At 49.0% G+C, this 24329-nt stretch carries 20 protein-coding genes; 11 read left to right on the top strand and 9 right to left on the bottom strand.

All coding sequences use genetic code 11. From position 1 onward, the window contains the following. The first annotated feature begins 354 nt into the window (after positions 1 to 354). From COV46_05290 to COV46_05275, 4 genes are all read left to right on the top strand, one after another. Positions 355 to 693 carry a transcriptional regulator gene (locus tag COV46_05290; protein PIR17205.1) on the top strand — a complete coding sequence of 113 codons (339 nt, stop codon included), beginning with the start codon at positions 355 to 357 and terminating at the stop codon, positions 691 to 693. 99 nt (positions 694 to 792) lie between these two features. Then, positions 793 to 2214 (top strand): type I glutamate--ammonia ligase, encoded by a 1422-nt coding sequence (gene glnA / locus COV46_05285; GenBank protein ID PIR17204.1) that lies wholly within the window; start codon positions 793 to 795, stop codon positions 2212 to 2214. A 29-nt stretch (positions 2215 to 2243) separates the two neighbouring features. Then, positions 2244 to 3365, top strand: coding sequence for a hypothetical protein (locus COV46_05280; protein PIR17203.1), 1122 nt, complete (start codon positions 2244 to 2246; stop codon positions 3363 to 3365). A gap of 98 nt (positions 3366 to 3463) precedes the next feature. Next, complete coding sequence (locus COV46_05275) at positions 3464 to 4735, top strand: serine--tRNA ligase (protein PIR17202.1); 1272 nt, start codon at positions 3464 to 3466, stop codon at positions 4733 to 4735. Between the two features lie 379 nt (positions 4736 to 5114). Here COV46_05275 and COV46_05270 read toward each other — a convergent pair whose 3' ends face one another. The 7 genes from COV46_05270 to COV46_05240 all read right to left on the bottom strand — a co-directional run bounded on the left by COV46_05270 (position 5115) and on the right by COV46_05240 (position 12945). Continuing rightward, on the bottom strand, positions 5115 to 6173 hold the full coding sequence (locus tag COV46_05270; protein ID PIR17201.1) for a hypothetical protein: 1059 nt from the start codon (positions 6171 to 6173) through the stop codon (positions 5115 to 5117). A gap of 2 nt (positions 6174 to 6175) precedes the next feature. Then, positions 6176 to 6520, bottom strand: coding sequence for a hypothetical protein (locus COV46_05265; protein ID PIR17200.1), 345 nt, complete (start codon positions 6518 to 6520; stop codon positions 6176 to 6178). A 34-nt stretch (positions 6521 to 6554) separates the two neighbouring features. Next, entirely contained in the window at positions 6555 to 7064 is a 510-nt protein-coding gene (locus COV46_05260) for a hypothetical protein (GenBank protein ID PIR17199.1), read from the bottom strand. Position 7065: 1 nt separating this feature from the next. Next, on the bottom strand, positions 7066 to 10251 hold the full coding sequence (locus COV46_05255; GenBank protein PIR17198.1) for a CusA/CzcA family heavy metal efflux RND transporter: 3186 nt from the start codon (positions 10249 to 10251) through the stop codon (positions 7066 to 7068). 85 nt (positions 10252 to 10336) lie between these two features. After that, positions 10337 to 11422 carry a hypothetical protein gene (locus tag COV46_05250; GenBank protein ID PIR17197.1) on the bottom strand — a complete coding sequence of 362 codons (1086 nt, stop codon included), beginning with the start codon at positions 11420 to 11422 and terminating at the stop codon, positions 10337 to 10339. A 1-nt stretch (position 11423) separates the two neighbouring features. Further along, on the bottom strand, positions 11424 to 12671 hold the full coding sequence (locus COV46_05245) for a hypothetical protein (GenBank protein PIR17196.1): 1248 nt from the start codon (positions 12669 to 12671) through the stop codon (positions 11424 to 11426). Between the two features lie 4 nt (positions 12672 to 12675). Next, a complete protein-coding gene (locus tag COV46_05240) occupies positions 12676 to 12945 on the bottom strand; it encodes a BCR family protein (GenBank protein PIR17195.1) in 270 nt (89 codons plus the stop codon). A 218-nt stretch (positions 12946 to 13163) separates the two neighbouring features. Here COV46_05240 and COV46_05235 point away from each other — a divergent pair, with 218 nt between their 5' ends. From COV46_05235 to COV46_05205, 7 genes are all read left to right on the top strand, one after another. Continuing rightward, positions 13164 to 13910, top strand: a complete 747-nt coding sequence (locus COV46_05235; GenBank protein PIR17194.1) for a cell filamentation protein Fic — start codon at positions 13164 to 13166, stop codon at positions 13908 to 13910. 135 nt (positions 13911 to 14045) lie between these two features. Then, positions 14046 to 15356 carry an adenylosuccinate lyase gene (locus COV46_05230; GenBank protein ID PIR17193.1) on the top strand — a complete coding sequence of 437 codons (1311 nt, stop codon included), beginning with the start codon at positions 14046 to 14048 and terminating at the stop codon, positions 15354 to 15356. A 93-nt stretch (positions 15357 to 15449) separates the two neighbouring features. Then, positions 15450 to 16466, top strand: coding sequence for a phosphoribosylaminoimidazolesuccinocarboxamide synthase (locus COV46_05225; GenBank protein PIR17192.1), 1017 nt, complete (start codon positions 15450 to 15452; stop codon positions 16464 to 16466). A gap of 82 nt (positions 16467 to 16548) precedes the next feature. Continuing rightward, positions 16549 to 16794: a phosphoribosylformylglycinamidine synthase gene (locus tag COV46_05220; GenBank protein ID PIR17191.1), complete on the top strand. Its 246-nt coding sequence runs from the start codon at positions 16549 to 16551 to the stop codon at positions 16792 to 16794. A 91-nt stretch (positions 16795 to 16885) separates the two neighbouring features. Beyond that, on the top strand, positions 16886 to 17575 hold the full coding sequence (locus tag COV46_05215) for a phosphoribosylformylglycinamidine synthase I (GenBank protein ID PIR17190.1): 690 nt from the start codon (positions 16886 to 16888) through the stop codon (positions 17573 to 17575). A gap of 26 nt (positions 17576 to 17601) precedes the next feature. Next, positions 17602 to 19932: a phosphoribosylformylglycinamidine synthase II gene (locus COV46_05210; GenBank protein PIR17189.1), complete on the top strand. Its 2331-nt coding sequence runs from the start codon at positions 17602 to 17604 to the stop codon at positions 19930 to 19932. Between the two features lie 52 nt (positions 19933 to 19984). After that, positions 19985 to 21394 (top strand): amidophosphoribosyltransferase, encoded by a 1410-nt coding sequence (locus COV46_05205; protein PIR17188.1) that lies wholly within the window; start codon positions 19985 to 19987, stop codon positions 21392 to 21394. 147 nt (positions 21395 to 21541) lie between these two features. Here the strand turns inward: COV46_05205 and COV46_05200 are convergent, their stop codons facing one another. Together COV46_05200 and COV46_05195 are read right to left on the bottom strand one after the other, a co-directional pair. Continuing rightward, a complete protein-coding gene (locus tag COV46_05200) occupies positions 21542 to 21721 on the bottom strand; it encodes a hypothetical protein (GenBank protein ID PIR17187.1) in 180 nt (59 codons plus the stop codon). Positions 21722 to 22188: 467 nt separating this feature from the next. Then, a partial coding sequence (locus COV46_05195) for a hypothetical protein (protein ID PIR17186.1) occupies positions 22189 to 24329 on the bottom strand: 2141 nt, incomplete at its 5' end.

Here is a 24329-nt window from a genome sequence, read left to right as displayed (position 1 = left end):
CCCCCTTATAAAGAGGATAAGGTATATGTTGGATAGAGAATGGAGGGAGTTGAAGAAAGTTATCCATAGTCCGCACACCAGCCCGTAAGGAGCTGGTGTGTGCGGACTGTGGATAACTTTATTTTTTTTGATTTGCGAGGCGAGTTATCCACACCCCCACGCGCACCGGCCATCTTCGGCGCCGGCGCGTGAGGTATGGATAACTCACTCGTTCGCTGAATACGATGCGGGTAAAGGTTCCTAATGTAATGTGAAGAAAAGCCTTCAGATCTGGGCGGATAGCCTGAAATGCTCTCTTTTAATCACAGCGCAATTGACATTGTAGATCTTTCCTGCTAGACGAACTTTCCCATAATGAAGAAGGTCGAAGCAATCATCAAACCCTTCAAGCTTGACGACGTAAAAGAGGCGCTTACAGATGTCGGCGTCACCGGCATGACCATCACAGAAGTTAAAGGATTTGGACGCCAAAAAGGGCACGCAGAGGTCTATCGCGGCGCCGAATATATCGTAGATTTCCTGCCAAAGGTGAAAATAGAAGTGACCGTTGCGGATGAATCTGTAACGGACGTGGTCAGCGCCATCCAGCAGGCCGCGCATACCGGAAAGATCGGCGACGGAAAGATATTCGTGATCCCGGTCGAAGAGGCGATGAGGATCCGCACAAAGGAGACAGGAAGAGAGGCGATATAGTTATCGACGCTCATGGTGAGCTTGTCGAACCATGGGCGTTGCCAAATATAGCGGTTCATCCTTCGACAAGCTCAGGATGAGCGGATAGGAGTTGCAAAAATGGCAGTATCAACCCCGAAGGAAGTGTTGGCTCTTGCGAAAGAGAACAAGGTGAAGATGGTCGATTTCAAATTCGTCGATCTCCCCGGTGTATGGCAGCATTTCAGCGTGCCGCTGGTCGAGCTTGACGAGGGTTCGTTCGAGGACGGATTCGGTTTCGATGGTTCTTCCATCAGGGGCTTTCAGCCGATCCATGCGTCCGACATGATAATCATACCGGACCCGAAGACCGCCGTTATGGAGCCGTTCCATGCGGTCCCGACACTTTCTCTTATCTGTAATATCTTCGACCCAATTACCAAACAGCCATATTCAAGGGACGCCCGATACATAGCCCAAAAGGCCGAGAGCTATCTCAAGTCCACAGGGCTTGCGGATACCGCGTTCTTCGGGCCGGAAGCGGAATTTTTTATCTTCGATAGCGTCAGGTTCGATCAGACGCACAACAGCGGCTATTACCATGTTGACTCGGTAGAGGGCCGGTGGAACAGCGGCCGCGAAGAGTCTCCGAACCTTGGCTTTAAACCGCGCTACAAAGAAGGATATTCCCCCGTTCCGCCGACGGATTCCCAGCAGGATATAAGGACCGAGATGACGCTCGTTATGGAACAGGTCGGCATCCATGTTGAATGCCAGCATCACGAAGTTGCCACGGCGGGTCAGGCCGAGATCGACATGAAGTATGCGCCTCTTGTTCAAAGCGGCGATCAGCTGATGTGGTTCAAATATATTATCAAGAACGTTGCCAAGAAGCACAACAAGACCGCAACGTTCATGCCAAAGCCGCTCTTTGAAGATAACGGAAGCGGCATGCATGTTCACATAAGTCTCTGGAAGAACGACAAACCGTTATTTGCAGGCGATCGTTATGGCGGGCTTTCTGAAATGGCCCTTTGGGGTATTGGCGGCATATTGAAACATGCGCCGGCGCTTAGCGCGTTCTGCAATCCTACAACAAACTCTTATAGAAGACTTGTCCCCGGGTTCGAAGCGCCGATCAATCTTGCATATTCAAGCAGGAACCGTTCGGCATCGGTCAGAATCCCTATGTATTCGGCGTCCCCCAAGGCCAAGCGACTTGAGTACAGAACGCCCGATCCTTCATGTAACGGTTATCTTGCATTCTCAGCAATAATGATGGCGGTTTTAGACGGAATTCAGAGACGTATCGACCCGGGTCCGCCGCTTGATAAGGATATTTACGGACTCTCACCCGAAGAGCTCAAGAACGTTCCGAAGGCTCCGGGAACGCTAGGAGAAGCCATCGCGGCGCTTGAGAAGGATTGCGAATTCCTGCTGAAAGGAGATGTCTTCACTAAAGACGTCATAGACATGTGGATCGATTATAAGACAAAACATGAGATAGCGCCGGTGGCCTTAAGGCCTGTGCCTCACGAATTTGCGTTATACTTTGACATTTAGCTAGATTTTGGTAACAATGAAAGCCGTTCATGGTGGGCCGGCCTGACCATGAACGGCTTTTTATTCTAAAGCTTCATCCTTCGACTTCAAACTTCAGGATGAGCAATAATGGGGAGAAAAAAATGAAAAGAATTGCGCTTTGTTTCCTGCTTCCTGCTTCCTGCTTCCTGCTTCTTCTGTCATGCAACAAGGGGACCACCACCGCAGTGGTCGTACCCGCCAATCCTACAGAAGTGGTCGCCACGGTGAACGGTGCGAACATCACCAACGCCGACCTTGATATCGCTATAAAGGGAAGGCTTCAGCGCGTTGACCAGGAGATCTATGAGATAAAGAAGGGCGCCTTGAGCGAACTTGTCGAAACCACGCTTATAGAAGAGGCCGCCAAGAAACAGGGTAAATCGGCCGATGACTACATGAAGGAGAACATAGAAGACAAGGTCTCTGCCCCGACGGACGAAGATATCAAGAAATTCTACGACCAGAGAAAAGAACAGATGGGCGGGAAGTCATTTAAAGAGGCCGAAGGTCAGATAAAGGCGTACCTTGAGCAGTCAAGAAAACAGGCCGTGAGGGCACAGCTCCTGAACGGGCTGAAGGCCTCGGGAAATGTTAAGGTTCTTCTCTCTCCGCCGCGCATAGAGGTCGAGGTGGGCGACAATCCTTCGATAGGACCCAAGAACGCCCCTATCACTATAATCGAATTCACGGATTACCAGTGTCCGTTCTGTTCGCGAGTTCGCCCGACCATCAAGCAGATAACCGAAGAGTATAAGGATAAGGTCCGCTATGTCCTTCGCGATTTCCCTCTTTCGTTCCATCAGTTCGCAAAGAAGGCGCATGAAGCGGCGCGCTGCGCAGGCGATCAGGGAAAATATTGGGATTATTCAAACGAGCTTTGGGCACATCAGCAGGCGTTGCAACCGGACAAGCTCAAAGAATATGCAAAGGCCACCAAACTTAACATGAAGAAGTTCGATGAATGTCTGGATAAGGGTAAATACACCAAAGAGGTGGAAGAAAACGTTGCCTACGGCGCCTCCGTCGGAGCCCAAGGGACGCCTTCTTTCTTTATTAACGGGATATTCTTCTCAGGCGCGAGACCTTATGCAGATTTTAAAGTGGTCATCGATCAGGAACTGAACAAGTAATTGAATTAGTGTCATCCTGAGCGTAAGCGAAGGATCTCCTTAACATGATTTGATTCGCGAGATCCTTCGGCCTTCCGGCCTCAGGATGACATTTTATTATGCTAGATCTCAAATTTGCAATCTCTAATCTGGATGTTATCAAGAACATGTTGGCCCAAAGGGGAAAGGAGCAGGACCTTTCACCTTTAGAAGGCCTTAACGACAGGCGCAAAAAACTTCAGCAGGAGTTCGACTCTTTACGTTCCGAACAGAACAAGGCCTCCGCAGAGATAGCCAAACTTAAAAAAGAGAAGAAGGATGCAAGCGTCATCATCGATTCCATGCAAAAGGCGGCTACACGCGTTAAAGAGATCCAGCCGGAGCTGGCCAAGATCGAAGACGAACTTAAGTATAAGCTCCTTGAACTGCCCAATATCCCCCATGAAAGCGTTCCCAAAGGGACATCGGCGGACGATAACAAAGAGATAAGAAAATGGGGGAATATCCCGTTGTTCTCATTCAAGGCGCTGGAACATTTCGATATCGGAGAAAAGCTGGGCATCCTTGATTTTGACCGTGCGGCGAAGATCTCGGGAGCAAGATTCACAATATATAAAGGTTTTGGCGCGCAGCTTGAGCGGGCGCTCATCAACTTTATGCTGGACCTCGCCACCCGCGAGAACGGCTACACCGAGGTCTTGCCTCCCTACATGGTCAATGCCAAGGCGATGACGGGGACAGGGCAGCTCCCGAAGTTCGAGGCCGATCTTTTTAAGACGACCGAAGGTTATTATCTGATACCGACTGCAGAGGTCCCGGTTACGAACATGTTAGCAGATGAGATATTAAAGGAGAGCGAACTTCCAATTAGATATGCCGCCTATACCGCATGCTTCAGGAGCGAGGCAGGATCATATGGCAAGGATACCCGAGGCCTCATCCGCCAGCATCAATTCAACAAGGTGGAGCTCGTTAAATTCGCGCATCCCGATAATTCATATAACGAACTGGAATCCTTAACGGGAAACGCGGAGATGGTCCTGCAAAGGCTTAACCTTCCGTATCGCGTTGTTGCTCTTTGTGCTGGTGATCTGGGTTTTTCATCGGCCAAGACCTACGACATCGAGGTATGGCTCCCGGGACAGAACTCCTACAGAGAGATATCTTCCTGTTCGAACTTTGAGGAATTTCAGGCGCGGCGCGCGAATATTCGCTTTAAAGATTCGGCCGGTAAGACGAGATTTGTTCATACCTTGAATGGAAGCGGTGTCGCTGTAGGGAGGACCGTAGTTGCGATCTTAGAGAATTATCAGCAGGCAGATGGAAGCGTTGTTATCCCCGAAGTTCTTCGCCCATACATGCACGGGCTCGAAAGAATCAATAATCAATGACCAAGCTCCAATGACGAATTAAATCACAATTATTCAAATCATAAATGGCTCTTCTCCAAAGTGAGTGGGTGATTTGAGGACATTTATGCTGAGCGGCTCATAACATTCTTGGGTAAGTAAAAAATGACAAATGCATTGTTAGTAAAAAGTTACACCCACGCGCACACCAGCTCCTTACGGGCTGGTGCGCGTGCGTGGATAACTACTTGTCGCGCTTGAAAACAACTTTCTTTTCATTTATAAACAGATGATTCACGTCTAATCGCTTCTTTCCGCCATCTTGTCCAGCAAATGACCCGCTCGATCGGGAGAAGAGCCTCATTAAATATTGTGTTATTGGGATTTGAGCATTTATTCGTCATTGTGATTTGGATATTGGTCACTGTTTCTTAACTATAGCTGCGATCGTTATTGCAATGGAGAGAGGCACCGCCGTCGCCCATTTAAGCCACACAGGTATCATCTCATGCGCGTGGCCTATGGAGGCGTGGATGTTTATTCCGAGATATGCATAGAGCCAGTTGAGAAACATTCCCAAAAGGACCGCACATGTCGCAATAGAAATGATATAAATGACGACGGTCCTTTTTCCAAGCAGGTTGGCTATTACCGTGAGCGACGCCGCATTTGTTGCCGGACCGGCAAGGAGGAATACAAGGGCCGCGCCCGGGCTCATCCCTTTGAGTACCAACGCCGCCGCTATCGGTGTGGATGCGGTGGCGCATACATACAAAGGAAGCCCCACGGCAAGCATGATGAACATTGAGAGCCATCCCTCGCCCATGTAATTTTCAATGAAGCTTACGGGCATTGCGTAGCTTATGACGCCGGCTATCACCACTCCTATCAGAAACCACCTGCTTATATCCGTTAAAAGGTCCACGAACGCGAACCGCGCACCGGAAGAGAGGCGTTCCTTCATCGTATGTTCATGTTTTATTGTTCCTGCTTCCTGCTTCCTGCCTCCTGCCTCGTCTTCATGACAATGCGGACATTCATGAGCGTCAGATCTTTTTTCGTCTTCTTTTTTGCCGAACATTATCTCGCCTAAGCCGGCAATGATGCCGGTCATGAATGCTGCTATGGGTCTGAATATCGTCATCAAGGGATCGATAAGCGCATAGGTAATTGCGATGGAATCGACGCTCGATTCCGGAGTTGTTATGAGAAATGAGACCGTTGCGGGTTTGCTTGCCCCTTGTTTTCTGAGACCGATGGCTGTGGGGACAACTCCGCATGAACACAAAGGCAGGGGTACTCCAAAAAGGGCGGCCAGAAAGACCGACCTCATATTCCTGCCGCCCATGTATTTTACTATGGTATCCGCAGATATGAACGCTCTAAGTAGCGCGGCCACGAACAGGCCGAATATTATAAAGATAGATGCGTCCAAAAGTATCTGCCAGGAAGAATTCAATATGCCGATAAGATATTCCATAGTTATTTATGGATGCCAAGATGCTCCTCCGGAGCCTTTTCAAGCGCCATTCCGCACTCCTTGCATTTTCCAGGTTTGTCAGCAACGACATCTTTATGCATCGGGCACCGGTATTTGATGTTATAACCATCCATTTTGCTCATCTCCATTCCGCACTTTGGGCATTTGGCCGGCGTAGCGGATGTCACGTCCTGGTGGTTCGGGCACTTGTACGCCGCCGCTTGCTGCGTTGCGGCCTTTGCATCGTCGTGGCCACGCATGTGGCCCTTATGTCCCTCTTCGGCGATCGCTCGCCCCGCAACCGTTAGCGCAAACATTGCGCATGTTGCGATCAGTATCTTTTTCATAGCGTTTCCTCCTTTGGGTACATGTATTTGGGTCCTAGTCACCATGACTGGGTTCCCCTGTATCGTTATGATGGTGATGTTCGCCATCATGGATATCGTGCTGGATGTTCTCACCTATTATATTTGTCCCTACGCCGTATTCATAGACGAGCCTTCCGCCAAGATGCGCGCCGAAAGAGATGATCCCAACACCTATCAATGAAAGTACGATATATGATACGAGCATCAGTCTCATTTGCGGAAGGCGCGTTCTGTTCACTATTCTTATTATGAACAATATCAGAAATATTGCGCCGGCGATCAGCTGAAGACGTTCGTGATCTTCCATGATCTCATGCGCCGCATCGAGATGCGGCGCGGAGGATGCCGCCAAAAGGCCTGTTGTTGCGGCCGCCGCTATGGCGATCATGCCGAAAAATAGGCTCCACCAGCCGGCGTTCTCCAGCGAACCCTTTTTAAAGAGCCTTCCTAAAATATCGCACGCGACGCTAAATATCAGCAAGGCGATCGGAAAATGAACGAACAATGGATGAATGTTCTGCATATTAGAGCCCTGACTTTTTTAATTCCCTTTGTTTCCACAAGAAATATATCGCCGGATAGACCAAGAGTTCCATGGCAAATGAAGTTGCAAGGCCGCCGACCATCGGGGCCGCGACGCGTTTCATCATATCGGCGCCCGTTCCGAACGACCACATGATGGGGATCAGTCCCATGAAGGCCGCTGTCACTGTCATCATTTTTGGTCTTATTCTTTTTACGGCGCCGTGAATTATGGCCTCTACAAGATTTCCTTCTGTCTTCATTTGGCCGTTCTTCACAGCTTCATTATAGGACAAGTCCAGGAATAGCATCATAAAGACACCCGTTTCAGCGTCAAGCCCCATAAGGGCGATCATGCCGACCCAGACCGCTATCGATATGTTGTACCCAAGCATCCACAGGAACCACACCGCTCCGACGAGGGAGAAGGGAACGGCGAGCATTACAACCCCGGCCTTGAACGCCGACTTTGTGTTCGCATATAAAAGCAGGAAGATGATGAAGAACGTCAGCGGCAGGACTATTTTTAGACGTTCGCGGACGCGGAGCATGTTCTCATACTGGCCGCTCCATTGCAGTGAGTAGCCCTCGGGAAGTTTCAACCGTTTTGAGACCTCTTCTTTGGCGTCTGTGACATAACCTCCCACATCTCTTCCGGCAAGATCGACATATACATATCCAGCAAGCATGCCGTTCTCATCCCTTATCATCGAAGGCCCTAGCGAAATATTGATATCTGCTATCTGCGCCAGCGGAATATGCGCGCCGGACGGGGTGGTGACCAGGACGCGCGAGAGCTTTGGAATGTCATCACGCAGCTCGCGGGCGTATCTTACATTTATGGGGTATCTCTCGCGCCCTTCGATGGTCGTGCCAACGTTCTCGCCGCCTATCGCGGATGTTATGACCATTTCGGCATCCTCGACCGAAAGCCCGTAACGGGCCAGTTCTTCGCGTTTGAGATCAAAGTCTACAAAATAGCCGCCGGCCGCGCGTTCTGCAAAGATGCTCCTGGTTCCTTGGACATCTTTCAGTATTCCTTCGATCGAGGCACCTATCCGTTCTATCTCTTTTAGATCGCTGCCGTAGATCTTGATCCCGACAGGTGTCCGGACACCGGTTGAGAGCATGTCGATACGCGCCTTAATTGGCATTGTCCATGCGTTGGTGACGCCCGGGAATTGCATCGCCTTGTTCATCTTATCTATCAGCTCATCCCACGATATCTTTTCAGGCCACTTGTCCATCGGTTTCAATATAACGGTCGTTTCCATCATCGAGAACGGGGCGGGGTCGGTGGAACTCTCTGCGCGCCCGGCCTTGCCGAACACTGTTTCGACTTCAGGAAAGGATTTGAGTATCTCATCTTGTTTCTGGAGGAGTTTCCCTGCTTCTGTTACGGAGATGCCCGGGAGCGTTGTCGGCATATAAAGGATAGAACCTTCATTCAAGGGCGGCATGAACTCGCTTCCCAGCATGAAGAAGACCGGCACGGTAGTGAGCATTACGAGAACGGCCCCGATTATTGTCCTTTTTGGATATTTAAGGACGCTTCGGCAGACTGGTTCATAGATTTTGAAGAGAGTCTTACTTATCGGGTGTTTTTCTTCGGCGTAATATCTGCCGACCGTTATCTGATTTGTGAACCATGAGAGCCATCTGGGTCTAAAGTGCAGAAAATCCATCCTTGTAAAGAACATCCTCATCGCGGGGTCGAGCGTTATCGCGAGTACCGCGGCAATGGCCATGGCAAAGGTCTTTGAATAGGCGAGGGGTTTGAATAGTCTTCCCTCCTGATCGACCAGTGTGAATATGGGCAGAAAGGCGACAGCTATGACAAGGAGCGAGAGAAATACCGATGTCCCGACCTCTTTCAGCGCCTCAAGCCTTACTTTATGATAGTCACCTTTTCGTCCGGAATCTTGCCATAGCTGCAATTTTTTATATGCGTTCTCGACCTCGACTATGGCGCCGTCCACAAGTACACCTATAGAGATGGCGATGCCGGCGAGCGACATAATATTAACGGTGATGCCCATGAAGTAGAGCGGTATGAACGAAAGCAACACGGAGACGGGAATGGTAACGATAGGGACGATGGCGGAAGGTATGTGCCACAAAAAGAGAAGGATCACTATGCTGACGATGATCAATTCCTCTATTAGAGTGTCTTTGAGCGTGTCTATTGATTTCTCTATTAAAATAGAACGATCGTATGTCGTTACTATTTCGGCCCCCTTTGGAAGTGAAGGCTTTATCTCTTCTATCTTTTCCTTGACCCTTTCTATGACGTTCAGCGCGTTCTCACCGTGGCGCATGATGACTATGCCGCCCACCGTATCTCCCCCGCCATTAAGGTCTGCTATCCCTCGTCTTATATCCGGGCCTAGCTCCACACGACCAAGGTTCTTGATATAGACAGGTGTGCCCGTCTTTGGATCTGCGCGGACGACTATATTTTCAATGTCCTCTATTGATCTTGCATAGCCTCGCCCTCGGATCATATATTCCGCGCCTGCGAATTCAACGAGCCTGCCGCCGACATCGTTATTTCCCGATCGAACGGCGTTCATCACTGTCGTTATCGGAATATTGTAGGCGATCAGTTTATTGGGGTCCAGATTCACCTGATACTGACGGACAAATCCTCCGACACTTGCAACTTCCGCAACGCCCGGAACGCTCTGCAGATAATAACGCAGGTACCAGTCCTGAAATGAGCGAAGGTCGGCAAGGGAGTTCTCTCCGGTCTTGTCTATAAGCGCGTATTGGAATATCCAGCCGACGCTTGTGGCATCCGGACCCAGCTCTGTTTGAACGCCTTGAGGCAGACGCGGTAATATCTTGCTCAAATATTCAAGGACACGCGAACGCGCCCAGTAAATATCCGTTCCGTCTTCAAAGATGATGTAAACATATGAAAAACCGAAGTCCGAAAATCCTCTTATCGCCTTTACCTTTGGAGCGCCAAGAAGAGCGGAAACGATTGGATATGTCACCTGGTCTTCGATGATATCCGGGCTCCTGTCCCACCTCGAATATATAATGACCTGCGTGTCGGAAAGGTCGGGTATCGCATCGAGGCGGATATTTTTAAGCGCAATTATCCCGCCTATTACCGTCGCGCCGACGATTATCATGACAAGGAACTTATTCGTGGCGCATATTTCTATAATCCGTTTTATCATATGTTATGTGTGTCATTGCGAGCGTAAGCGAAGCAATCTTCTGCGGGGGATTACTTCGGCGCTATCGCTCCTCGCAATGACGGCCCTAATGTTTATGTCCTCCACCGCCTTCCGCCGTCCCTATCGCCGCCTTTAACTTTGACTCCGAGTCTATCAGAAAATTGGCGCTTGTGACGACCGTGTCGCCCTCACTTAATCCATCTTCAACCACGTAGTTGTCTTCTAATTCAGCACCCAATTTAATATCCATCGGCATAAAATGTGTTCCGTCATGGACCATAAAGATGATATTTCTTTCACCGGTGGAGATCACCGCTGATTTTGGAACGAGGAGCCTTTCGCCCAGAGCTATTTTTATCTTGGCGTTGCCGAATGAGAGCGGATTGAGCGTGTCGGAGACATCCTTTATCTCGACATGAAGACGTGCCGAGCGTGTGGCAGGGTCTATTACCGTGTCTATCGATCTTATTATTCCCTTGTACGTCCGGTTTCCCGGGAGTTCCACTGTGACATCTCCGCCAGTTTTTACAAAGGGAAGTTCATATTCATATATTATGGGATATATCAAAGCGTCCTTGCCGGGAAGAAAGAGGCCTCGTTGCGCCTTTTTCAGGTTCTTTATCTCTTTATCGTTCATGCCGAGTATGATGAGCCTGTCGTGTGCGGCAGATGCCAGGGAGTTGTCGCCCATCTTCTTTGCCTCAAGATATTCGGTCTGTGCGACCGCCAGTTCCGGATTAAAGGCAACGCTTGCCACCGTTCTTATCTCCTTTATCGCCCCTGCCTTTTTTATGATATCTGTCTTCACGCCTATCAACTGTTGTCTGTCCAAGGATATCGTTACGCTTGTTCTGTCAGCCCTCTTGTCATTCTGAGCCGCCTCCGGCGGTGAAAAATCTCCTTGTTCAGTTGTATTCGGGAGATCCTTCACTTCGCTTTGCTCGTTCAGGATGACAGGCACCAAATTCATCCCACAGATGGGGCACTGTCCGGGTTTGTCAGATGTGTAGGTCGGATGCATGGGGCAGTGGTATAAAGGAGTGCGTAAGTGCGTAAGTGCGTAAGTGCGCGAGTCCCCAGCATTGTGAGAATAATACCAATAATAAGCACCGCCGCTTGAGATAAGAACGGCAAGAATAACGCCGCCAATACAATAATATCTATTTTTCATGTCATTCTCCTTCTTTCAAATTTCCGCCAACGGCTCTTTCAAGATCGGCGTAGGCCTTGGCCTCATCCACCTTTGCGCGCACCAGCATGAGCTCAGCATTGTTTAGGCTCCTGATGCTGTCGACGATGTTCAAGAAATCGCTCTTTTTGGACCTGTAGGCCTCTTGAGAAGAAGAGAGAAGTACGCGGGCGCGAGGCACTACCTTTCCCGCGTAGATATCGATTATCTTTTTTGATGAAATGAGGCGTGCGTAGCTTGATCTTATCTCCGCTATGGTGTTGAGCTCGACCTCTTTCTTTAAGGAATAGGCACGGTCGAGCATTGCCTTTGATTCACGAACGGCGAATCGCTGTTTGGAAAGAGACCAAAGAGGGACGGAGAGCATTATCCTTCCCATCCATGCGTTTTTAAAACCGTCGGGCATGTCCATGTATCCGGCCCTTAACGTGAGGTCCGGACCATATTGTGATCTGGCAAGCGCAAGACCGTCCTTACCGACGCTTACCATGTTCTCTGCCGAGGCTATTTCCGGTCTTTGTGTTTTTGAGCGTTCGATCAGATCCTCAAGCGGTTCGACAGCCGGGGGTCTTGAAGGTTCCGATATTTTAGTGGCAGGTTCGATATTAGACGATATGAGGCTCGAAAGTCCGGCAAGTTTTTCAATTCTTTCCTGTTCTATCATGGCGAGTCTTGCCTCGATCTCGCCTAGGTCGACCGTTGCCCGCACCGGATCGGATATGGGACCCTGCATGGACGCATAGGCCGCTTCGGATATACTTCTGTTCAGATCGTATATGGAAAGCGTCTGTCGATTGATCCTTTCTTCTTCTTGCAATCCCCATGCTTCGAAATAGGCGAGCTTTACATCCCTTACAACGGTCTGTTCGGTGGAATCACGCTGATGCGAGATGGCGTCCGCTTCATGTCGTTTCTCCTTGTGACCGTAGACGAGCTTGGTGGGAAAGGGTATCTCCTGTTGCACCATGTACTCTATCATACCCTTGTTGATATCTGATGTGTCGGTCGGTACCTGTGTTGCCTGAACCATAAAGGAAGGGTCGGGCGGGGTGGCCGCCTGCGGAGGTCTGGCCCGTGCAGCGTTCGTCTCTTCGCCTGCCGCGATGATGGACGGGTTGTTTGAAAGGGCGGCGTTTATCGCCTCATCGAGGGTCAAGGTCTGCGCAAATGCAAAATTAGGCATCAGCAAATAACCAATGATAAATGACCAGAAAACAAATTGGTTTTTCATAGTATCACCTTATGAACCGGTCTATCGACTCTATCAGTTCATTTATCTTATCTTCTCCGCCCTTTGTCTTGATCGCATCGGCGAGACAGCTTCCCATGTGCCTCTTCATCACAAGTAATGCCACCTGTTCCAAGGCCCTGCGCGCCGCATTGATCTGATTTATTATTTCGATGCAGTATTTTTCGGCTTCGACCATCTGCTGTATCCCCCTTATCTGCCCTTCTACTCTTTTTAGCCTTGCAAGTGAAGCCTCTTTTGTCTCTTGGTTTATCATGCTTATCTCCCTTTGTTAGGATACAGTATACCCCCATAGAGTATTATCGTCAATGAGAATATTGCAAGTTGCGCATATTTTATAACCTTTTATAAGGAGGTCTGGTATCTGACCCGCTCCGTTCCCGAAAGAAAATGGGACGAGCTTGTAAGGTTGAAATGATGGAGGGGTTTTTTGTTTGTTGAGTTTTATCCCGTATATGATATTCTAGCATCGCTATGTTGTACGATTCGAAGTTCTCAAAGCTTGCGGAGCTAAAGAACGAGCTGGATAAATATCGACCGCTTAAGCCGGATGTTTTAAAACAGCTCAAGGAGTATTTTCGTATAGGCCTTACCTACACAAGCAATGCGGTGGAAGGGAATACCCTCACCGAAAGCGAAACAAAGGTGGTCATTGAAGACGGCATAACGATAGCAGGAAAGCCGGTCAATGACCACATGGAAACCTTGGGCCACAGCGATGCCTACGACGAGATATGTGAACTTGCGAAGAAGAGAGGATTTGCCGAACAGGATATTTTAAAACTCCACCGTCTCTTTTATCACAGGATAAACGAAAATGAGGCCGGTCATTATAGAAAAACGGGCGTCGTAATAACCGGGACCGATTATATCCCTCCTCCGGCGGCGAAAGTTCCATCGGAAATGGAAAGATTCGTGAAGGAACTTCAAGATTTACGAAATAGGCTACATCCCGTAGAGCTGGCCGCGCATGTCCATCTGGAATTAGCGAACATCCATCCGTTCGTAGATGGCAACGGAAGGGTCGAAAGGCTTCTTATGAACCTTGTTCTTTTGCAGAATGGATACCCTATAGCCATTATACCGCCCGTTGTCAGGGCCGATTATATTACGGCACTTGTTAAGACGAATCATGGTAACAGTGTTCCATTCTTCAATTTTATATCGTGCATGGCGTACGAGACGATGAAAGATTATATCCGCATTATCAAACAGATGTGATCCATGGCAGATTCCAATAATTCCTGTCTATTCCGAGTTCCATATTACCTCTTTTATCCGCTTGCATAAAACATTTCTCTTATATATAGTCCGCTACGTTCCCCAAGGGGTCAAATAAAACCCAATAATATCAATATGATACCCAGGTATTCAAGAGAGGAAGTTTCAAAGATCTGGAGCGATGGTTTTAGATACAAAACGTGGCTCGATATTGAGGTTCACGCCTGCGAAGCGTGGGGAAAGTTAGGAAAGATCCCTAAAAGTTCACTTGAGGTCATAAAAAAGAAGGCAGGAAGTGTGGATCTTTCCCGTATTGAAGAGATAGAAAAGACCACAAGGCACGATGTCATTGCATTTCTAACAGCAGTTGCCGAAAGCGTGGGTACCGATTCGCGTTTCATCCACATGGGAATGACCTCGAGCGATGTTCTAGATACAGCGTTTGCCTATCAACTAAAAATTGCCACGAGCGTTATACTTGAAGATATAGATAAACTTCTGGGCGTGCTTAAAAAGCGCGCCATTGAACTTAAAGATGTTCCGGTGATCGGGCGCTCTCACGGGATCCATGCCGAACCGACATCTTTTGGAATAAGGTTCGTCATATGGTACGCCGAGTTCAGCCGCCTTAAAGAAATTCTAAAACTTGCGGCAGAACATGTCTCCGTAGGAAAGATAAGCGGGGCCGTGGGGACATTTGCGAACGTTCCGCCGGAGGTTGAAGAATATGTCTGCAAGAAGATGGGGCTGGGGGTCGAACCTGTCTCAACGCAGATAGTAAGCCGGGACCGTCACGCACACTATTTTTCAACGCTTGCCTTGATCGCTTCATCTATTGAAAAGATAGCCACAGAAATAAGACATCTTCAGCGCACGGAAGTGCTTGAGGCCGAAGAGCCTTTTACGAAGGGTCAAAAAGGTTCCAGCGCCATGCCGCACAAGAGAAATCCCGTTCTTTCCGAAAATCTCTGCGGCCTTGCGAGGATAGTCCGCGCCAATTCGGTTGCGGCCATGGAAAACGTTGCGCTCTGGCACGAACGCGACATCTCCCATTCTTCCGTTGAACGAGTGATAGGCCCCGATTCTACGATACTCATCGACTTCATGCTCACGCGCCTTACTAAAATGCTTGATGGCCTTGTTGTCTATCCCGATTCAACAAAAAGAAACCTTGCAAAGTTGGGAGGACTTGTCCATTCACAAAGGATCCTCTTGGCATTGATCGAGGCAGGGATGACGCGCGAAGACGCCTACAGAGTGGTTCAGGAGAACGCGATGAAGGTGTGGGCGGATGTACGCGCCGGTAAAAATGCGGACTTCAATGAACTTTTAAAGAAAAACGCAGATATCAAAAAATATCTAAAGCCGGGCGATATAGATAAGCTCTTCGATCTTAAATATCACCTGAAGCATGTGGATACGATTTATAGAAGGGTTTTCAAATAATATGCCAGCAAAGTTTCAGGCCAGCAATGCCAGCAAAGTTAGATTCTTAACCTTGCCTGCCTTGCTGGCTTTGCCTGCCTTGCTGGCCAAAATATGGGAAGCGTAAAAGATTTTACGGTTATCGAGCCGGCGACACAAAACTCTACCGGCAGGGGCGTATTCAATTTTTCGGACAGATACTCGGTATTTGATTGGGGTGAAATGCCCGATCATATATACGGCAAAGGCGCCGCACTTTGTATCACATCCGCCTATTTCTTTGAGCGCCTCGAAGAAGAAGGGGTCAAGACCCATTACTTAGGTGTGGTCGAGGACGGAAAACCAAAGAGACTTAAAGACCTCAAAGGTCCGCAGGGCTCAATGGAAGTGAAGCTTGTCCGCGTTGTGAGGCCTCGGGTCACAGGTTCCGTTTATGATTACAAAATTTTTAAGAACGAAAAGAATAATTTCCTTATACCTCTGGAGGTCATATACAGAAATTCACTTCCCGAAGGTTCGAGCGTCTTCAAACGCCTGAAGGACGGTTCGCTAAAACTAGAATCTATCGGTCTTAAAGAAATGCCGACGCCGGGCACGAAGCTTAATAAGCCCATATTCGATGTTTCGACAAAGATGGAATCGACGGACAGATATCTTTCATGGGATGAGGCGAAGGATATCTCGGGCCTGAGCGAAGAAGAGCTTTTTCTTCTGCAGAAGAACATCCTTCGTATAGATGAGCTTCTTACCAAAGAGGCCGGCAAGGCAAAGCTTACGAATGAAGACGGCAAGGTGGAATTCGGTTTCGATGAAAATAGAGAGATGATCCTTTTAGACACCGTTGGGACCCTTGATGAATGCAGGTTCACATACGGCGGAGTTCCGGTAAGCAAAGAGATCCTTCGCATGAACTACAGGGGAACCCCGTGGCATAATGAGGTAGAAGAGGCAAAGAGAACGGGCGGCGTTGAATGGAAAAAGACGGTCGTGAGCCGTCCCGAAAGACTTTCGGCAGGCCTAAGCGCGCTTGTCTCCGAACTTTACAAGGCCGCGTGCAACGAGATAACGGGGCGCCTTTGGTTCAAGAACATGAGGACCGTTGAAGAGGTATTAAGGGAGATAACTAAATAAGAAGCAGGAGGCAGGAGGCAGGAGGCAAGAAGCATGAAAGATTATGCTTCTTGTTTCTTGTTTCATGCCTCGATAATAAAATATGCTAGCAAAAATCTACGTTACGCTTAAAAATGGCGTATTGGACCCTCAGGGTAAGGCCGTGAAGCACTCCCTTGCAACGCTCGGGTTTAATGAGGTAATGGACGTTCGCATCGGAAAGTTCATTGAGCTTAAGCTTGGCAAGGTCTCAAAGAGCGAGGCAGAGGCGCACGTAAAAGATATGTGCGAGAAACTTTTAGCGAACACGGTGATAGAAAGTTATAGATTTGAGGTGATAGAAAACTAGCCAGCAAAGCAAGCAAGACCGGCAAGGCCGGCAAGGTTAAGAATTTTAACTTTGCGGGTATTGCTGCCATGAAACCTTGCTGGCCGCCTTTATGAAATTTGGAATAGTGGTCTTTCCCGGTTCAAATTGTGATCGCGATTGTTTCAATGTCCCTAAGAACGTCCTGGGTCAGGAAGCGGTCTATTTATGGCACAAGGAAAAGGACCTTAAGAATGTTGATTGCATAATCCTTCCAGGCGGATTTTCTTACGGTGATTATCTTCGTTGCGGGGCCATTGCAAAACAGTCGCCCATAATGAAGTCGATAATTGATTTTGCCAACAGCGGCGGTCTTACGATAGGTATCTGTAACGGCTTTCAGGTCCTTACCGAATCCGGTCTCCTTCCGGGCGTCCTCATGAGAAATGCCACACTTTCATTCATTTGTAAGCACGTGAAGCTAAAGGTAGAGAACAATAAGACACCGTTCACCGGCAAATATGAGGAGGGTGAGGTTATAACCGTTCCCATCGCCCACAACGACGGAAACTATTTCTGCGATGAAGTTACGCTTAAACGTCTTAAGGCAAAGGGGCAGATAGCATTTTCATATCACGGTGAAAATCCCAACGGCGCCATAGCGGATATCGCAGGCATAACCAATGAACGAGGGAACGTTCTTGGCCTGATGCCTCATCCGGAACGAATAAGCGAGGACATTTTAGGCGGAGTGGATGGATTGAAGGTGTTTGAATCAATATTGGCCAGCAAAGTCACAGGCCAGCAAGGCAAGCAAGGTTAAGAATTTAACTTTGCTGGCTGTTAACTATGAAACAGGATACAAAAGTCACAGCGGACGTGGTAAAACAGCACGGACTTTCGGATGAAGAGTACGAGCGCTTAAAAAAAGCCCTGGGAAGGGAACCTAATATAACCGAGCTCGGGATATTCTCCGTTATGTGGAGCGAGCATTGTTCGTACAAGAGCTCAAAATTTCATCTGAAGAAACTTCCGACATCCGGCCCTTTCGTTATTCAAGGTCCGGGAGAAAATGCCGGCATCATTGATATCGGTGACGGCCTTTGCGTTGCATTCAAGATGGAGTCGCACAATCACCCTTCCTTCATTGAACCCTTTCAGGGGGCGGCGACCGGCGTCGGCGGAATTTTAAGGGACGTCTTTACAATGGGTGCGCGTCCCATAGCGAATCTTAACTCCATTCGTTTTGGTTCCGCAGACCATCCAAAGGTGCCTTACCTGTTGAAGGGTGTCGTTGCTGGGATAGCGCACTACGGCAACTGCATGGGTATTCCAACGGTTGGCGGCGAGGTATATTTTGACGAATGCTACAACGGAAATAATCTTGTTAACGCCTTCACGGCCGGCATCGTCCGCAAAGAGGATATCTTCAAGGGATTCGCATCCGGAGTCGGCAATCCGGTGATCTATATTGGAAGTAAGACCGGACGTGACGGCATCCACGGCGCTACGATGGCGTCCGACGTCTTTGGATGTGGCAACGAAGAGAGAAGGCCAACCGTTCAGGTCGGCGATCCCTTCACAGAAAAGCTCCTGCTCGAAGCGTGCCTTGAGGCGATGAAGTCCGACGCCATCGTCGGCATTCAGGATATGGGTGCGGCAGGTCTTACCAGTTCATCGTTCGAAATGGCGTCGCGCGCCGGGACCGGCATTGAGATGGACCTCGACAAAGTTCCCCTTCGCGAGGAGGGAATGACTCCTTATGAGATAATGCTTTCTGAATCGCAGGAGAGGATGCTTGCGGTCTCGCAGAAAGGCCGCGAGCAGGAGATAATAGACATCTTCAAAAAGTGGGACCTCGATGCCGAGGTCGTAGGCATAGTTACCGACGACGGTGTCATGCGGGTTCGTCAGTACGGGAAGACTGTTTGCGAACTTCCCATCGCGCCTCTTGTCCATGCGGCGCCAGTCTATGAAAGACCTATCAAAAAGTCAACGAATCAGGAAAAGCTCCAGAAGCTCGACCTTAAGAAAATAGAAGAGCCCAAAGATTATAACGCTGTGCTGAAGAAGATGATCGGCTCGCCAAACCTTGCCTGCAAGTCGTGGGTATATCGTCAGTATGACCATATGGTCGGGACCGATACGGTCGTCCTGCCGGGAAGTGATGCCGCGGTCCTTAGAATTAAGGGGACAGATAAAGGCGTTGCCATGACTGTCGACTGCAACCCGCGCTGGTGTTATCTGGACCCGTATTGGGGTTCGGCACATGCGATAGCCGAGAACGCCAGAAACCTTGTGGCAAGCGGGGCCGAGCCGCGGGCGGTGACCGATTGCCTTAACTTTGGAAATCCGGAGCGGCCGGATATCATGTGGCAGTTCGAACAATCGTGCCTTGGCATGGCCGCGGCATGCAAGGAGTTCGGAACCCCTATTGTTTCGGGAAATGTGAGCTTTTACAATGAGACCGGAAAAGAGGCGATATATCCGACACCTTGCGTTGCAATGGTAGGAGTTCTGAACGACATAAAGACCCACACATCGCAGTTCTTTAAAGATGAAGGGGATGTGATCGTTCTCTTTGGAGAGAACACCGAAGAGCTGGGCGGAAGCGAATATCTGAAACAGATCCACGGAAAAGTTGCGGGAATGCCGCCGCCCCTTGATTTTAACAGAGAGAAACATCTTCATAAGGCGGTGCTCGCATCCATCGGCCGCGGAATTGTCAGGTCGGCGCACGATATAAGCGACGGCGGTCTGGCGGTTGCCGTTGCAGAGTGCGCCATGCAGGATAACGGAAAGACCATCGGCGCAGAAATTATGATCGAAGACGATACAACAGCGGCGAACCGTCTGGCTTTGCCAGCGGTGAGCCGAGGGGTTTGGGGGGAAACGTCTTCCGAGACGGTCGTTCCCCCCATCAGAAAAGACGCCCTTCTATTCGGCGAGGGCGCCTCTAGGATGATAATCACCTGCAAAAAGGGAGACGAAGAGCTTCTTTTAACGATAGCAAAATCGTTCGGCTGTCCCGCAAAGATAATAGGTGCGGTCGGCGGAAAGATGCTGATAATTAACAACCTCATCTCCATCGACATGGATGAGATCTATAAACTTTGGAACGGCTGTATAGAGGTCATTGCGAGGAGCGAAGCGACGAAGCAATCTCCCGCATCCAAGTAAGCGAACTGGATTGCTTCGCCCGCCAAAGGCGGACTCGCAATGACAATAAAATATGTGCGGAATAGTAGGAATATATAACCATCCCGAAGCGGCCAATCTGGCCTATCTCTGCCTTTACGCCCTTCAGCATAGAGGACAAGAATCTGCCGGGATTGTTACCTCCGACGGAAATAAATTGCATCAACTCCGCGAGATGGGGCATGTGAGCGACATCTTCACCCGCGAGAAACTTCTGAAACTTCCCGGGAACAATGCCATAGGGCATGTCAGATATTCAACCTCGGGCGAATCATCGCTCAAGAATGCGTATCCGTTCGTCATAAAATATGCCCACGGCTGGCTATCCGTGGCCCACAACGGGAATCTTACGAATTACAAAAAGATGCGCTCCATTTTGGAAAAGCAGGGCTCTATATTCCAGGCAACGGTCGACTCGGAAGTGGTCATGCATCTTCTCGCAAAGGGCGGTACAGACTCTCTTGAAGATAGATTGATAAACGCCCTAAAGCAGGTCAACGGCTCTTACTCATTTGTGTTCTTGTCAGAAAGCCGGCTTATAGCCGTGCGCGATCCAAACGGATGGCGCCCCCTTGTAATGGGAGAGCTGCAAGTTAACGGGGGCGGCGAGAAGTCGATAGTGTTCGCCTCCGAAACGTGCGCGCTTGATCTTGTCGGCGCAAAATATCTCCGCGAAGTGGAGCCGGGTGAGATAATCATATGTGACAAGAACGGTATCAAGAGCATAAGGCCCTTTGCGCCCAAAAAGAAGGTGGCGCAGTGCATATTCGAGTATATCTATTTCGCGCGCCCGGACTCTCATACCTACGGCCGCGATGTTTACAATGTAAGGGTCGGTTTTGGAAAAGAGCTTGCCAAGGAACATCCGGTCAAAGCCGACATCGTTATTCCCATTCCTGATTCAGGCGTTCCTGCGGCGATAGGATATTCGGAAGAGTCGGGCATTCCTTTTCAGATGGGGCTCATAAGGAATCACTATGTCGGGAGGACCTTCATCGAGCCCAAAAAAGAGATCCGTCACTTTGGGGTCAAAATAAAACTGAACCCCATAAGAGAACTTATAAATGGGAAAAGGATCATCTGCGTCGATGATTCTATAGTTCGCGGAACAACGAGCATGAAGATAGTCAAGATGCTGAGGGACGCCGGCGCAAAAGAGATCCACATGCGTATCTCGAGCCCCCCTACCACATGGCCGTGTTTCTATGGGATAGATACCCCAAAACGCGAGGAACTTATCGCAAGTTCTAAATCGATAGAAGAGATCCGTAAGTTCATAGGCGCGGATTCGCTGGGTTATCTCTCGCATGAGGCGCTCTATTTCTTCGCCAAGGCCTCGCCAAAGGAATGGTTCTGCGACGCCTGCTTTACCGGAGATTATCCCGAAGAACTGGACGATTGGCCGGAGATGTACGAACTGGCACGATCAACTTTACAGAAATAGGGAGTTCTTCCACTGCTGTCCGGTAGAATTTAGAGAGGCAGCATAAGCTGGGATCTAGGGGGGTAGCGGGATACAGCAGGAAGCGTGCCTGGGATCCTCGACACTGGCTCATTCAATAGCAGTAGCGTGGCTATAACAGCCATGGCATCAGGCATAGAGATCTTCGCCTTCAGCGAATATCGTAATATCATCACTAAGTAAATAGGCGATCATGGCGGCAAGAATCTGCGTTTTTACTTTGAGCGATGCCAAGCATATAAAAGTAGAGGTCTTCCAATATGCCGACAGGGTGATCTCGGTTGGCATCGACATAGTGATATCGGCCATATGGTGAAAAAGTTGCTAAGTTTTTTAATTGACCGCCCGTCACGGAGCAAACAGCCCAAATGCCTTTGAATATCAAGATGTTGGCTATAACCCCCCTACATATGCACTTGAGTAGTCAAGTGCATATGCAGAATAACCCCGGGGGTCAACAATACCCTTGATAAATAAAGACTATTATCCATTTGCTCCGTGACCGGTGGTTTAATCGTTCTTATATTGGGCGGGAACCCTGCCAGAGCCGCCGCAGATGGGGCAGTTGTCCTTGACACCGTCGCTAATGGGTGGCCCCATTTACCCTCAGTAAAATAGGACCTTTTCAACAGTCTCCACTATTTAATTTGCGTTACTCGACTTGGATATAACCACTCCCATGACCAATGGGTGCGCTTATATAAAAGGTCCCCCCAAAAAGGCGTCCGACACTTTTGAGGGGGTTCAAATGGATAGGGCTCGCTTTTCTGTCATCCTTACTGTCTTTCGCTGGGATGACGGGCCTCAGCAGGAGGCGTTGGGTCTGATGGGGCTACTGGAGGCGGGGGCGGCGAAGGTGGAGGGTCGTCTGACTTGGGCTTCCTCGGCTTTTCAACGCCTTTCATTTTGTATTCGTCTTTTTTACTGCCACCGGATGCATCGCTATAAACGCCTCCCGGATTTCGGGAGCCGGAGGCCGTTATTTCTACTCCTGTGCTCGCTCCGCTAGCGTTTGCAAGTGTCTCAAAGACGTCCATCGCCTGTTCTTCCATTGCACCTTCGGCGGGATGGTTCTGAATGTATCCTCTCTCTAACGCAAGACCTGCAGAACCTTTTTCGGTCTTCCCAAGTTTTACAACGTGTCTTCTATATGCCCTGGGTAGGCTGAACTCTATATCCCCTATCTTTAATACTTGCTTCGCCGCTATAAACGTAGGCACGGCTCCGGACGCCACCAGAGCCTTGGCTCTTTTATATTCGGCCGCGCTCACAAAATCATTCTCACGAACAAGATAGGTTAAAAGTAGCTTAACATCCGCGTCTATTACGTATCCGGGAAGTGTTCCTATATGAGTTCCCGTGCGATAATTCTGACATGAAGATGTGTCTACAAGATCGCCGGTCATTAATAGTAATTTGGGGTCATCTGTTGTAGTCGTGAATATAATGCCTTCGCTTGAGCTCTCTTTATATTGAAGCAGATCGTCTAAGGTCTTTACATCTTCCTTCAACTGCCCGGATAAACCCATTGCTCCGTCATTCGCCCCTATCAGCTTTACTATCTTCTGATATTCGCCAAATGTGCCTGCCTCTTCCAATAGATCGAACAACGCTCGAACTAGAGCTCCTCGATTTTTCTTGAACCTTAGAACCGTGGGCGTCTTCGGATCTCCTCTTATCTCGGCCTTGATATCATCTACTTTCACCTGGTCGACCTCTCCTTTTCCGCTTAACGCATCTTCCACATGACCCTTGACCTGTTGCGTCAGCATATCCTTTGACCGGGCGAGTAGGGTCTCTTGATTAGCGCCTTCTGACCTTCCGACTGGGTCGTAGACTTCGACCTTTGAATAATTTGCCTTCCAGCCGGCCACGGCGTCGTCGCTTCCAAGCGCGGCAAGTTGGGCCTTGGCCTTTTTAATATCTTCGGCATCACCCTCAAATCCCTCGTATTTATATCTGTGGAATTTTCTATCAAGAACGGTCCTGGCGATTCTTCCAATGACCGGAACCTCTTGCCTCCAACCGCTATTACCCGAAAACCTCGCAACCAATGTGTAAAATACCTTTAGATCGCCCCATTCTCTTTCCAGAGCCTCGATCTCTCCCATTATTACCTGGCGACCTTCGATCTTAAACCTTTCTCTGAAGAGTTTTAAGAAAACATCGTCCGTGCTTACGATAATATCGCCTACATTTTCTGCGCTAGCCGTGATCTGCGGCCCTTGGGCTCCACCTATCTCTGCAAAAATACCAGCAATTTCTGTTTCTACATCGGAACCAAGGATACCTTTTACTCTTATTATGCTATTAAGAAGCCACAAAACCTTTTGAAGCCGGCGATCGTTAAATAATTCTACGCCCAAATGAAGGCCCAATTCACCACCTGCTACACCTTTCAACTGAAGTTCCGTGCAAAGCTCATAGAGGTCGCCAAGCGCCTTTTCCGAATATCTAACGCCATCATTCAAGTTAACATCGAACCCTGCCATCTTCGAAAGAAGATAACGCGATAATTGTTTATTTCCTTTTGTCGCTACTGCTTTAAGACCAGATTCATCTTTTTCTAACTGGACCAAAAGCTCAAAAAGGAGGCTAATCCCGGCATCCCGCCTCTTCATGTCTGCATAGAGGCTATCTGCCATGCTTTCATCCAGCCCCCTCATGCGAAGCGCCTCTTTAGCCCACGACTCAACATCTTCAATCCCAAATTCTTCGCCGAAAGATATTCGAGGAAGATCTAGATCGTAATTACTCACAATAGGCTTCAACGTTTTTATATCCGGGCTTGATCTAAATGCGATCTGTGCGATTTCTAAACGAGGCGCTTTAGCAGTTATGCCGTAGTTTTGGATAAACGCTGAAGTCCCCCCTCCACTCTGCGCGACGGATATCTTCGCTATCGCTACTAATTCGG

This window comes from Deltaproteobacteria bacterium CG11_big_fil_rev_8_21_14_0_20_49_13, from assembly GCA_002796305.1.
Taxonomy (GTDB): domain Bacteria; phylum UBA10199; class UBA10199.
The sequence above is the reverse complement of the archived record's forward strand: the minus strand, read 5'-3'. Positions and strand labels throughout refer to the sequence as shown.